Consider the following 12,909-nt stretch of genomic DNA (forward strand, 5'->3'; position numbering starts at 1 on the left):
GGCGGGTGTGACGCCGGTGGGCCCGTACGGTCCCTGGTGTCCGGGCGGCTACTCGACGTCGCGGATCTGCTTGAGGGAGCCGGTGCTCGTGCGGTACTCCCGCACGTAGTCGGGCTGCTCCGGGTGCTCGATGGCCGGGGCGTTGGCCGGCTCCGAGCCGTGCACGTAGTCCGGGGCCACGACGATCTCCTCGTCCACCTCGGCGCCGGTGGAGGTGCGGCGGCGGAACTCCTCGGGCGGCAGCACCCGGCGCCACTGGCGGGTGGGCAGGACGCCCACCTCCCCGGCGTCCTCGCGCAGGGCCCGGAGCAGCGAGTAGATCATCACGTACCCGAGCACGAAGAACGGCAGGCCGATGAGGATCGCCACGTTCTGCAGCGCGGCGAGCCCGGTGGCGCCGGTGGCGGTCAGCAGGATCGCGGCGATGAGGCCGATGGCGACGACCCAGAACACGCGCTGGTGCACCGGGGACTCCTCCTCGTGGCCGCTGCCCATGGTGTCCATGACCAGGGCGGCCGAGTCGATCGAGGTGATGAAGAACAGCACCACGATGAGCACGCCCACGGCGGAGGTGACGGTGGAGAACGGGAAGTTCTCGAGGAAGACGAACATCGCGCCGGGGATGTCGCCCTCGTCGACGACGGCCTCCACGAGCCCGCCCCCGCCGTTGAGCTCGATGTCGAACACGCCCATGCCGAAGATCCCGAACCAGATGACGGAGAACAGCGTGGGGAAGGCGAGCACCCCGGAGACGAACTGGCGGATGGTGCGGCCGCGGGAGATGCGGGCGATGAAGATGCCCACGAACGGGGACCACGTGATGGTCCACGCCCAGTAGAAGACGGTCCAGCCGCTCTGCCACCCGGTGTCCGCGAGCGAGTCGTTCCAGAAGGCGAGCGCCGGGAGCATCGACAGGTACGTGCCGGCGGACTCGACCATGCCCTTGAGCATCAGCACGGTGGGCCCGGAGACGAGGATGAAGACCAGCAGGGCGATCGCGATGAGGATGTTGGTGTTGGACAGCCGCTTGATGCCCCGGTCGAGGCCGAGGGCCACGGAGACCGAGGCGACGAGGCTGACGGCGGCGATGATGAGGATCTGCGACAGCGCCGACTCGGAGATGCCGAAGAGCCGTGCCAGGCCGCTGTTGATCTGCATGGTGCCGAGCCCGATCGAGACGGCCACGCCGAAGAGGGTGCCGACGATGGCCAGGATGTCGATGAGCCGCCCGACCGGCCCGTGGATGCGCTCCCCCAGCAGCGGCTGGAACATGGAGCTCACCCGCGGCGGGAGGTTGCGCTTGTACATGAAGTAGCCGAAGGCCAGTGCCGGGAGGGTGAAGATCGTCCAGGTGTGCAGCCCGAAGTGGTAGAGCGTGAAGCCCATCGCCTCGGTGGCGGCCTCCATGGAGGCCGGCTCGACGCCCTGCCGGGGCGGGTTCGCGAAGTGGTTCACCGGTTCGGCGACGGCCCAGAACATCAGGATCGTGCCGATGCCCGCGGCGAAGAGCATCGAGAACCAGGACAAGTTGGTGTGCTGGGGCCGTTCGTCGTCGGCCCCGAGCCGGACCTGACCGAAGCGGCTGACCATGAGGTAGATCAGGAACAGCAGGAAGACGGTCACACCCAGGATGTAGAACCAGCCGAGCTGTTCGATCACCCAGGTCGAGCCGTCCGCGAAGACAGCGTCCATGAACTCCGTGAACACCAGCGTCAGGACCACGAACGCGGCGATCACCAGCGCGGAGCCGAAGAAGATGGTGGGACTGGTCCGCAGTCGCAGGGAGTCGTGCAGTCTGTTCAGCATCGCCGTGCTTCCCCGGCTGCCCCCGGCCTCGGACGAGCGGACGGCCGCCGTGTCTCGGTTGTGTGCGTCGGTCGTGTGCGTCGGTGGTGCGTTCTGGTTGCTACGACCCTACCGCGTGGTCGTCCTGAGGTGGAGGCTCACTCCCGGGACGGCGTGGACGCCAGGCGCGGCTCCACGTGCCACTCCCACCACGCGTCCACGCGGTCGAGCAGGCGCTGCACGGTGCCGTCGTTGACCAGCACGGTGCTGGAGACGGCGGCCCGCTCCTCGTCGGTGGCCTGGGCGGCGATCCGGGCGCGGGCGTCGGCCTCCGTCATGCCGCGGTCCTCGACCATCCTCCGCACGCGCTCCTCCACCGGGGCCTGGACCGTGAGAACGAGGTCGAAGCGCCCGTGCTGGCCGGTCTCCACGAGCAGCGGGATGTCCTCGACCAGGACGGAGTCCTCCCCGGCCCCGGCCGCGAGCCGTTCCGCCTCCGCCCGGACGAGGGGGTGGATGATCGCGTTGAGCCGGGCGCGCGCCTCCGGGTCCGCGAACACGCGGGCGCCGAGCGCGGCCCGGTCCAGGCGGCCGTCCGGGGTCAGCACGGAGGGTCCGAACTCCTCCACGATCCCCTCGAGACCGGGCCGGCCCGGCTCCTGCAGGGCGCGGGCGATCGCGTCGGCGTCGACCACGGTGGCCCCGAGCTCCATGAGCCGCCGGGAGACCGTGGACTTGCCCGAGGCGATCCCGCCGGTGAGTCCGATGGTCAGCATGGGACCATGCTATCGGCCGGTCCCGGCCGCGCCCCGCCGGGCGCTCAGGCCTCCCCGGCCCCGGCCACGGTGGTCATGACGTCCGGCAGCGTGCCGGGCCCGTGCGCCCGCTGCACCCGCAGCCAGCGGTACCCGTAGCCCTCCAGGGCCAGCTCGGCCGAGGAGTCGGCGTCGAGGGTGCACGTCCCGCTGCCCAGCAGGTCCAGCAGCTCGGTGCCCTCCTCCTCGTCCGGCAGCCGCAGCGGCACCGTGGTGGGCTCGGCGGAGAAGTTGTGCAGCGCCACGATGCCGGAGCCCTCCCACGAGCACCGGTGGGCGAGGACCTCCCGCCGCGGCTGGTCCAGGACCTCGGCGGGCCCCCAGGCCAGCTCGGTGCACTCGCGGTAGCGGCGGGCCAGGGTGGTGACGAAGTTCAGCAGGGAGTCCGGGTCCCGCTTGGCGTCGGCCACGTTCACGGCCGCGGGGCCGAACTCCCCCTCGACGACGGGGCCGGAGAGGTCCTCGGCGCCGGCGGAGGAGAACCCCCCGTTGCGCCCGGAGGTCCACTGCATGGGCGTGCGGACGGCCATGCGGCCCTCGGCGGCGAGATTCTCGCCCATGCCGATCTCCTCGCCGTAGTACAGCACCGGGGTGCCCGGCAGGGAGAAGAGCAGCGAGTAGACCATCCGGATGCGCTGCCGGTCCCCGTCCAGCATGGGCGGCAGCCGCCGGGTGAGGCCCCGGCCGTAGATCTGCATGCGCTCCTCGGGCCCGAAGGCGGCGAAGACCTCCTCCCGCTCGGACGCGGAGAGCTGATCGAGGGTGAGCTCGTCGTGGTTGCGCACGAAGTTGGCCCACTGGGCGTCCTGCGGGATGCGGGGCCGGTTCTTCAGGGCGGTCGCCAGCGGCCCGGCGTCCCGGCGGGCCAACGAGAGGTAGAGGTTCTGCATGGCCACGAAGTCGAAGATCATGGTCAGCTCCCCCGCGTCCTCCGTGCCGAACAGCTCGAGCTGCTGCTGGTAGGGCAGATTGACCTCGCCCAGCAGGGCGGCCCGGCCGTTGCGGCGGTTGGCGAACCTGCGCAGCGAGCGCAGGAACCCGTGCGGGTCCGTGAACCCGCCCTGGTTCTCGAAGTCGTCGCCCTGCGCCAGCGTGAGCAGCTGGGGGATCCCGTCCACGCGGAAGCCGTCGAGGCCCAGGTGCAGCCAGAACCCGACGATCTTCGCGATCTCGTCCCGCACCTTGGGGTGGGAGAGGTTGAGGTCCGGCTGGTGGCGGTAGAAGCGGTGCAGGTACCAGTGCCCGGTGATCTCGTCCCGGGTCCAGATGCCGCCCTCCTGGTCGGGGAACACGGCCTTCCCGGAGGTGTCCGGCGGCTCGTCGGCCCGCCACACGTAGTAGTCGCGGTACGGGCTGTCCGTGCTCGAGCGGGCGGCCTGGAACCACGGGTGCTGGTCGGAGGTGTGGTTGACCACGAGGTCGGCGATGACCCGCAGACCGCGGTCCTGGGCGGTGCGGACGAGCTCCACGAGGTCGCCGAAGCTGCCCAGCCGCTGGTCGACGCCGTAGAAGTCGGTGATGTCGTAGCCGTCGTCCCGGTTGGGCGAAGGGTAGAACGGCATGAGCCACAGGCAGGTGACGCCGAGCTCCGCCAGGTAGTCAACCCTCTCGGCCAGCCCGGCGATGTCGCCGACGCCGTTGCCGTCCGTGTCCAGGAACCGCTCGACGTCCACGCAGTACACGACCGCCTGCTTCCACCAGAGGTCGGAGGTGTCGGCGATGCGCATGTCTGCTCCCTCGGTCGCGGCTGCTCCCCTGTCTAGCACCCCGTCCCGGTCCCGTCGAGGGCGCGCGGGGCCCGGCCTAGAGTGGGGAGCATGGACCCGGACCCCCTGCTCAGCCGCGCGACCCGGTACACGACGCTCGCCGCGGGCACGGAGGCGGTGGCCGAGCTGGAGATCAAGCGCTCCCGCTTCCTGGCGGTGCTGCGCCGGGCGCCCACGGAGGCCGAGGCCCGGGCCCTGGCCGAGGAGCTGCGGCGCGGATTCCACGACGCCCGCCACCACTGCTCGGCGTTCGTCCTGGGCCCGGACCGGGACGTGCAGCGCTCCTCGGACGACGGCGAACCCGCGGGCACCGCGGGTCTGCCGATGCTCGAGGCCCTCGTGCTGCGGCGCACCGCCACAGACGCGGCCGGCCGGGACGTCACCGACCTCTCGGACGTGAGCGCCGTGGTGGTCCGCTGGTTCGGCGGCACCCTGCTCGGCGCCGGAGGGCTGGTCCGGGCCTACTCCGAGGCCGTGTCCCAGGCCCTCGACGGCGCGTCCCTGGTGGTCCGCCGGCGGCAGCGCCTCTACCGGCTCCCCGCCTCCCACGCGGACGCGGGCCGGATCGAGAACGAGCTGCGCGCGGCCGGGACCACAGTCCTGGACACCGCCTACGGGGCGGCCGGCGCGGAGCTGGGCCTCGCCCTGCCCGACGACGACGCGGCCGTCGCCGCGCTGCACTCCCGCGTGGCCTCGCTGACCGCCGGCGCCGGTGTCCTGCGGCCCGTCGGCACGGACTGGGTGGACACCCCCGCCGGCAGCCGGCCCTGAGCGGCGCCCGGCCGGTCCGGCGGCCCCGGGGACAGCACGACGGCCCCCGCCCTGCGAAGGGTGGGGGCCGTCGTGGTCAGCGCCGTGCGGAACGGCCTGGCGGTGCCTGTCGGATCAGGCTCCGGTCAGCTTCTCGCGCAGAGCGGCCAGGGCCTCGTCGGAGGCCAGGGTGCCGGAGTCGGCGGCCGGGGCCTCGGAGGAGTAGCTGGTCGGGGCCGGCGCGGACGAGGAGGAGGACGAGGACGAGGAGCTCGTCGTGCCGCCGGCAGCGGCCTCGGCGTCCTCGGCGATCGACTTCCGGACCTGCTCCTTGTGCGCCTCCCAGCGCGACTGGGCGTCGGCGTACTGCTGCTCCCAGGCGGCGCGCTGGGTCTCGTAGCCCTCGATCCACTCGTTGGTCTCGGGATCGAAGCCCTCGGGGTACTTGTAGTTGCCCTGGTCGTCGTACTCGGCGGCCATGCCGTACTGGGCCGGGTCGAACTCGGTGGAGTCCGGGTCCACGCCCTCGTTGGCCTGCTTGAGCGACAGCGAGATGCGGCGGCGGTCCAGGTCGATGTCGATGACCTTGACGAACAGCTCGTCGCCCACGGAGACGACCTGCTCGGCCATGTCCACGTGGCGCTGGGCCAGCTCGGAGATGTGCACCAGGCCCTCGATGCCGTCCTCGACGCGCACGAACGCGCCGAAGGGGACGAGCTTGGTGACCTTGCCCGGCACGACCTGCCCGAGGGCGTGGGTGCGGGCGAACAGCTGCCACGGGTCCTCCTGGGTCGCCTTCAGCGACAGGGAGACGCGCTCGCGGTCCATGTCGACGTCCAGGACCTCGACGGTGACCTCCTGGCCGACCTCGACGACCTCGGAGGGGTGGTCGATGTGCTTCCAGGACAGCTCGGAGACGTGCACGAGGCCGTCGACGCCGCCCAGGTCCACGAAGGCACCGAAGTTGACGATCGAGGAGACCGTGCCCGTGCGGACCTGGCCCTTCTCGAGCTTGTGCAGGAAGTTGGAGCGGACCTCGGACTGGGTCTGCTCGAGCCAGGCACGGCGGGACAGAACCACGTTGTTGCGGTTCTTGTCCAGCTCGATGATCTTCGCCTCGATCTGCTGGCCGATGTACGGCGCGAGGTCGCGCACGCGGCGCATCTCGACGAGGGAGGCGGGGAGGAAGCCGCGCAGGCCGATGTCGAGGATGAGACCGCCCTTGACGACCTCGATGACGGTGCCGGTGACGACGCCGTCGTCCTCCTTGATCTTCTCGATGTCGCCCCAGGCGCGCTCGTACTGAGCCCGCTTCTTGGACAGGATCAGGCGGCCTTCCTTGTCCTCCTTGGTGAGGACCAGAGCCTCGACCTCATCACCCACGGTCACGACCTCGTCCGGGTCGACATCGTGCTTGATGGACAGCTCGCGGGACGGGATGACGCCCTCGGTCTTGTAGCCGATGTCGAGAAGGACCTCGTCGCGGTCGACCTTGACGACGGTGCCCTCGACGAGGTCGCCGTCGTTGAAGTACTTGATGGTCGCGTCGACAGCGGCGAGGAAGTCCTCGGCGGACCCGATGTCGTTGACGGCAACCTGCGGGGTGGTGGTGGTCATGTAGTAGGGGCTCCGATGGGGATAGTTTGTGATCAGTCGGAACGGAGATTGTCCGGCCGGACCGCGGCCGTTCCGAAGGATTGCTGGACAGGGCACGTGCAGAGCACGCACCGGGTCAGTCTACGGACGGAGGAAAAGGGGCGCAACACGCGACCCGCCGTGCCGCGCGGGCTCAGAACTGTGTGACGCCGTACGGGGCGGTCGGGGTCTCCATGAAGTCCTGCAGGTCCCGCAGCGCGTCCTCGTCCCGGGCCACGATCAGTCCCGCCTGCGCGAGGGTGCTCGCCTTCACCGCCCCGAGGTACAGGGACCCGAGCACGTCCACCCGCATCGCCACGTCGGCCCCGTCGGGCAGCTCCACCGCGGGGACCGACCGCCCGGCGTCGTCGTCGGCGGTGCGGGGCCGGTCGCCCAGCCGCTCGACCACGGGCGTGCCGCTGCTGGTGTCCAGTGCCCAGACGCCGTCGGCGTAGCCCATCGAGTCCACGAGGGAGATCACGATCCGCCCGCGGAAAGTGTACGGGCGGGCCTCCAGCGCGGCGGCGGGGTCCAGGACCCGCACCCACACCTTGTCGGACTCCGCGGTGACGCGGTACTTGGCCCGGTCCGCCATCGCCCACACCAGCGGGTCCTCCACGGGGGCGCGGCCGAAGCGGACCTGGTCCACGAGGTCCAGGGAGGTCACGAACTCCCACAGGGCGATCGACACGTCCGGGGAGGCGCCCACGAGGTCGAGCACCGTCAGGGTCAGCGGGTAGGAGGTGTTGGGCTCGAACCGGTAGGTCACGTAGCCGTCCGGGCGCATCGCGTCGTCGTAGTGCACGGCGCAGCGCACCTCGGGGTCCGCCTTCTGCGGGGTGATGGCGTACTCCCCCGTGTACTCGGGCCAGTGGTAGGCCACCCGGCTCACCGACCCGTGGGAGCTCTCGTGGAAGCGCTGGAAGAGCACGGGGGCGAGCTGGCGCACCGCCTCACCGTCGGCCATCTCCACGCTGCCCACGGTCGGGGCCTTGAGCTGCAGGCGGGTCGTGGCGTCCACGGTGACCTCGCGGTTGAACGTGGCCGCGCCGAACCCGAACCGGCCGTAGATGGTGGCCTCGGTCGCGGTCAGCAGCGCCACGGGGTAGCCGTCCCGCCGGGCGCGGTCGAGCTCTCCCGTCATGAGCCGGCGCAGCAGCCCGCGGCGGCTGTGCGTGGGCCGCACGGTGACCTCGGAGATGAGCCGGGCCCGCAGCAGCCGGCCGCGGCCCGCGTTGAGCGAGCCCTCCCAGGAGGTGAAGGTCGCCACGGGCCGCCGGGTGGGGAGTGCCGCCTCCGGCACGGCGTGCGGGTACGCCGCCCGCAGCCGCACCCGCTCGGCGTGCATCCAGGACAGGGTGCGCTCGAGGGTCTCGTCGGTCGGCTCCGCCTGGTGGAAGCCCTGCCGGATGGCCCGCACCCACTCCACGGCGGCCGGGTTGGCCGCGACGCCGCCGGGGCCCACGCCGAACTCCGCGAAGGTGTAGTCGTGCCCGCCGGCCGAGTAGGACTCGGTCACGGTGCCGGGGGTGGACGGTGTCGTCGGAGCGTCGTGCTGGGGGTCCATGGTGGGTTCCTCGTTCGCGGTGGGGTCGGGGAGCGGGCCGGCCGGGGCGCCGGTCCGGCCGGTCAGTGGGCCGCCTCGTGCCAGGAGCGGCCCGCGCCGACGTTGACCTCCAGCGGCACGGACAGCTCGGCGGCGCCGCCCATCTCCTCGCGCAGCACCCGCTCCACGGTCTCGCGCTCCCCGCGCACGACCTCCACCACGAGCTCGTCGTGGACCTGCAGGAGCATCCGGGAGCCGAGGCCCTCGTCGGCGAAGCGCCGGTCCACCCCGAGCATCGCCTTCTTGATGATGTCGGCGGCCGAGCCCTGGATGGGGGCGTTGAGGGCGGCGCGCTCGGCCATGGAGCGCAGCTGCCGGTTGTCGCTGGAGAGGTCCGGGAGGTACCGGCGGCGGCCGTCGATCGTGGCCGTGTAGCCGTCCTCGCGGGCCTGCTCCACGACGCCGCGCAGGTAGTCGCGCACCGCCCCGAACCGGGTGAAGTAGTCGCTCATCAGGGTGCGGGCCTCGTCGACGGGGATCCGCAGCTGCTTGGAGAGCCCGAAGGAGCTCAGCCCGTAGACCAGCCCGTAGCTCATGGCCTTGACCTTGGAGCGCATGGGCGCGGTGACCTCCTCCGGGGCCACGCCGAAGATCTTCGAGCCGACGAAGCGGTGCAGGTCCTCGCCGCTGCGGAACGCCTCGATCAGCGCCTCGTCCCCGGACAGGTGCGCCATGATGCGCATCTCGATCTGGGAGTAGTCGGCGGTGAGCAGCTGCTCGTAGGCCCGCCCGTCCTCCGGGCGCCCGACCACGAACAGCCCGCGAATGCGGCGGCCCTCCTCGGTGCGCACGGGGATGTTCTGCAGGTTGGGGTTGGTGGAGGACAGCCGGCCGGTGGCGGCGACGTTCTGCATGTAGGTGGTGTGCACGCGGCCGTCCTCGGCGATGGCCTTCTGCAGGCCCTCGACGGTCTGGCGGAGCTTGTTGGCGTCCCGGTAGGCCAGCAGGCCGGCGAGGAAGCGGTGCCCCTTGGAGTCCGGGTCGGTGCGGGTGAGCAGCTCCGCCACGGCGTCGGCATCGGTGGTGAAGCCGGACTTGATCTTCTTGGTCTTCGGCAGCCCCAGCTCCTCGAACATCACCTGCTGCAGCTGCTTGGTGGAGCCGAGGTTCACGGGCTCCGCGATCTGGGCGTGCGCCTCCTGCTGCGCCTGCTCGATCACCCGGGCGAAGTCGTCGAGCAGGACCTGCACCCCCTCGGGGTCCACGGCGATCCCGGCGAGCTCCATCCGGCCCAGCACCACGGCCAGGGGCAGCTCGAGGTCCGTGAGGAGGGCGGTCTGGTGGGTCTCGGCCAGCTTCTCCAACAGGTGCTCGGAGAGCTGGACGGTGGCGACCGCCAGCTCCGCCTCCCGCCGGAGCACCGCCGGGGCGGGCCAGGGCTCGGCGTCCAGGGCGAGCTGCTGCTGCCCCTCGGCGGCGGGGCCGTCCGCGGCGGGGGCCACCGCCAGGCCCAGCCGGTCCTCGAGCAGCGCGGGGAGCTCGTAGCTGCGCCGCGCCGGCTGCAGCAGGTAGGCCGAGAGCTGGGGGTCGTCCACGACCCCGGCCAGCGGCAGGCCGCGCACCGCGAGGGACTTCCAGACGTCCTTGAGCCCGTCCACGATCTTGGGCCAGTCCGCGTCGGCCAGCCAGCGGGCCAGTGCGGACTCGAGGTCGGAGTCGGCGGCCGCGAGGTCCAGGAACAGCGCGGACGGCTGGTGGCCGCCGCGGGCGAGGACCACTCCGGAGAGCTCGCGGGCGCCCGGCAGCACGGGGTCGTCGTCGCGGTGCAGGGCGTGCAGCACCACGGGGCCCTCCCCGCCGGCCAGCCACTGCTCGAGGTCCTCGGCGGTGCCGGGGCGCTCCACCTCGCCCAGGCCGAGGTCGGCCGGCGGGGCCGCCTCCTCGGCGGGGCGCCCGAAGGCGTCGAAGAGCCGGTTGCGCAGGCCGTCGCCGAACTCGAGGTCGTCGAAGACCTCCCCCACCGCCTGGGCGTCGGGCACGGGCAGGCCGGCGTCGGCGAGGTCGACGTCCAGCGCGAGATCGGTGATCAGGCGGTTGAGCCGGCGGTTGCGCTCGACGTCGGCGCGGTGCTCGCGCAGCGCCTCGCCCTTCTTGCCCTTGACGCGGTCCGCGTGCGCGAGGATCGCGTCGACGCCGCCGTAGGCGAGGATCCACTTGGCCGCGAACCCCGCGCCCACGCCGGGGATCCCGGGGAGGTTGTCGGCCTGCTCCCCGGTCAGGGCCGCGAGGTCCGGGTAGTGCTGGGGCGGCACCTTGTACTTCTCCACCACGGCGGCGGCGTCCATGTGCTTGAGGTCGGACGGGGTGCGCCCGGGGTAGACCACCGTGACGTGCTCGTCGATCATCTGGAAGGCGTCCCGGTCCCCGGAGAAGACCAGCACCTCGTAGTCCTGCTCGGCGCCGCGGCGGGCGAGGGTGGCGAGGACGTCGTCGGCCTCGTGGCCCTCGGCGGTGACCACGGGCACGCCCAGGGCGTCGAGGATCCGGCGGATCTGCGGGACCTGCCCGTGGAACTCCTCGGGCGTCTCGTCCCGTCCGCCCTTGTACTCCTCGTACTCCTGGGAGCGCAGGGTGGGGCCGTCGAGGTCGAAGGAGACCACCAGGTGGGTGGGCTTCTGCTCGCGGATCAGCTTCACGAGCGTGTTCACGAAGCCGTAGACGGCCTCGGTGTGCCGGCCGTCGGAGGTCACGAAGGCGGGCCCGCCGCCGTACTCCGCGGCGCGGGACAGCGCGAAGAACGCGCGGAAGGCCAGGGAGTGGCCGTCGACCAGCAGCAGCTTGCGCTCGGGCCGGGAGACCGGGTGGGGGATCTCGACGTCGACGGGGTGGTCGGTGTCGGTCCCGACGGTCACCGTGCGGACAGCGGTCTCGGGGCTCGGGTCGGTCTGCGTGTGCTGCGTCGTTTTCTCCACGGACCCATCCTAGGGCCGGGCGGGAGCCGGGACCGGCGGTCCGCCAGGGCCCGGCGGGTCAGCCGGCGCGGCCGGACGGTGCGCTCAGGCGACCTGGTTGATGATGGCCTCGGCGACCTCCCGCATGGACAGCCGGCGGTCCATGGAGGTCTTCTGGATCCAGCGGAACGCCTCGGGCTCGGTGAGGCCCATCTTGGTGGTCAGCAGCGACTTCGCGCGCTCCACGAGCTTGCGGGTGGCGAACTGCTCCTTCATGTCCGAGACCTCGCGCTCGAGCGCGGCGATCTCCTCGGCGCGGGAGATCGCGATCTCGATGGCGGGCACGAGGTCGTCCACCGTGAACGGCTTGACCACGTAGGCCATGGCCCCCGCCTCGCGGGCCCGCTCCACGAGCTCCCGCTGGCTGAAGGCCGTCAGCAGGACCACCGGGGCGATCCGGTCCGAGGCGATCTGCTCCGCCGCGGTGATCCCGTCGAGGACGGGCATCTTCACGTCCATGAGCACGAGGTCGGGGCGGTGCTCGCGGGCGAGCTCCACGGCGCGCTGGCCGTTGTCGGCCTCCGCGACCACCTCGTAGCCCGCATCCTGGAGCATCTCCACGATGTCCAGGCGGATCAGGGTCTCGTCCTCGGCGACCACCACCCGGCGGGCCGGGCGCAGGTCGTTCTCCGCCGCCTCGCCGGACAGGTCGTCGCGGGTCTCGGGCTCCTCCGCCGGGGAGGGGTTCGGCTGCTCCGTCACGCTGACTCCTTGGCTGCTGGTGCGTCGTTGCCCGCGCCGCGCGGGCGGCGGGGCCGGCGGCGCCAGACTGCCCGGCGCCGCGCATTCCGTCCGATCAGCCCCAGCCTATAACTGTTGTAGAGTGGTCGAGCGCAGGAGCCGCCCTCCCGAGGCGGCGCGGACTGCGACCGCAGGCCCAAGTGGCGGAATTGGCAGACGCGCCGCACTCAAAATGCGGTTCCCCTGGAGTGTGGGTTCGAGTCCCACCTTGGGCACCAGCACCCCGGACCTCTCGGTCCGGGGTCTTCTCGTCCCACCCCCGTGCCGTCAGCCCGCGGCGCCCCGCTCCCGCACCAGGTTGGTGACCCGGGCGGTGGACAGCCGCCGCCCCCGCTCGTCGGTCATCACGACCTCGTGGACGGTGAGCGTGGCGCCCAGGTGCAGCGCCGTGCACGTGCCGGTGACCGTCCCGGAGGCCACGCCGCGCTGGTGCGTCGCGTTGACGTCGACACCCACCGCGTACCGCCCCGGACCGGCGTGCACGCTCGCCGCGGTCGAGGCGAGCGTCTCGGCGAGGACGCAGTGCGCCCCCCCGTGCAGGATCCCGCCCGGCTGCGTGTTCGGCTCGACCGGCATCGTGGCGACCGCCCGCCCGGGCGTGAGCTCCGTGAACCGGATGCCCATCGCCCGGGCCAGACCACCCATCCCGTGACCGGGGAAGGCGGCGTGCAGCTCCTCGGGGACCCCGTGCTCGCGCAGGTCCCGGGAGTGCTCCTCGGGGGTCATGGCCGGGGGGCTGCTCACCCTTCCCGCCACGGTCCCACGCGCTCGCGCCGCTGCCCGCTGCCCAGCAGCTCCCCGGCGTCGGCGACGTCGCCCACGCGGTGCACCTTGACGAGGTTCGTGGTGCCGGCGACCCC

Annotated in this window: 9 protein-coding genes and 1 tRNA gene; 2 read left to right on the forward strand and 8 right to left on the reverse strand. The window is 72.2% G+C overall.

The features are described from left to right. Nucleotides 1-48: 48 nt before the first annotated feature. From H488_RS24900 to H488_RS24910, 3 genes are all read right to left on the reverse strand, one after another. Nucleotides 49-1,806, reverse strand: a complete 1,758-nt coding sequence (locus tag H488_RS24900) for a BCCT family transporter (RefSeq protein WP_017832858.1) — start codon at nt 1,804-1,806, stop codon at nt 49-51. A gap of 137 nt (nt 1,807-1,943) precedes the next feature. Next, entirely contained in the window at nt 1,944-2,561 is a 618-nt protein-coding gene (gene coaE / locus H488_RS24905) for a dephospho-CoA kinase (RefSeq protein ID WP_017832859.1), read from the reverse strand. A gap of 44 nt (nt 2,562-2,605) precedes the next feature. Further along, nucleotides 2,606-4,327 (reverse strand): alpha-amylase family protein, encoded by a 1,722-nt coding sequence (locus H488_RS24910; RefSeq protein WP_017832860.1) that lies wholly within the window; start codon nt 4,325-4,327, stop codon nt 2,606-2,608. Between the two features lie 90 nt (nt 4,328-4,417). Here H488_RS24910 and H488_RS24915 point away from each other — a divergent pair, with 90 nt between their 5' ends. Further along, complete coding sequence (locus H488_RS24915; RefSeq protein WP_017832861.1) at nt 4,418-5,137, forward strand: IMPACT family protein; 720 nt, start codon at nt 4,418-4,420, stop codon at nt 5,135-5,137. Nucleotides 5,138-5,251: 114 nt separating this feature from the next. Here H488_RS24915 and rpsA read toward each other — a convergent pair whose 3' ends face one another. From rpsA to H488_RS24935, 4 genes are all read right to left on the reverse strand, one after another. Continuing rightward, nucleotides 5,252-6,733 carry a 30S ribosomal protein S1 gene (rpsA, locus tag H488_RS24920; protein WP_017832862.1) on the reverse strand — a complete coding sequence of 494 codons (1,482 nt, stop codon included), beginning with the start codon at nt 6,731-6,733 and terminating at the stop codon, nt 5,252-5,254. A 172-nt stretch (nt 6,734-6,905) separates the two neighbouring features. Continuing rightward, nucleotides 6,906-8,318 carry a GNAT family N-acetyltransferase gene (locus H488_RS24925; protein ID WP_017832863.1) on the reverse strand — a complete coding sequence of 471 codons (1,413 nt, stop codon included), beginning with the start codon at nt 8,316-8,318 and terminating at the stop codon, nt 6,906-6,908. Between the two features lie 62 nt (nt 8,319-8,380). Continuing rightward, complete coding sequence (gene polA, locus H488_RS24930) at nt 8,381-11,269, reverse strand: DNA polymerase I (RefSeq protein WP_017832864.1); 2,889 nt, start codon at nt 11,267-11,269, stop codon at nt 8,381-8,383. Nucleotides 11,270-11,353: 84 nt separating this feature from the next. After that, nucleotides 11,354-11,956, reverse strand: a complete 603-nt coding sequence (locus H488_RS24935) for an ANTAR domain-containing response regulator (RefSeq protein WP_031282683.1) — start codon at nt 11,954-11,956, stop codon at nt 11,354-11,356. 227 nt (nt 11,957-12,183) lie between these two features. On the opposite strand from H488_RS24935, the gene H488_RS24940 reads away from it, so the two are divergent. Further along, nucleotides 12,184-12,267 (forward strand) — tRNA-Leu (locus H488_RS24940). Nucleotides 12,268-12,316: 49 nt separating this feature from the next. Here the strand turns inward: H488_RS24940 and H488_RS24945 are convergent. Continuing rightward, complete coding sequence (locus tag H488_RS24945; protein WP_017832866.1) at nt 12,317-12,793, reverse strand: PaaI family thioesterase; 477 nt, start codon at nt 12,791-12,793, stop codon at nt 12,317-12,319. Nucleotides 12,794-12,909: the final 116 nt, after the last annotated feature.

It is taken from the genome of Kocuria sp. UCD-OTCP (genome assembly GCF_000349605.1).
GTDB classification, from domain to species: Bacteria; Actinomycetota; Actinomycetes; order Actinomycetales; family Micrococcaceae; genus Kocuria; species Kocuria rosea.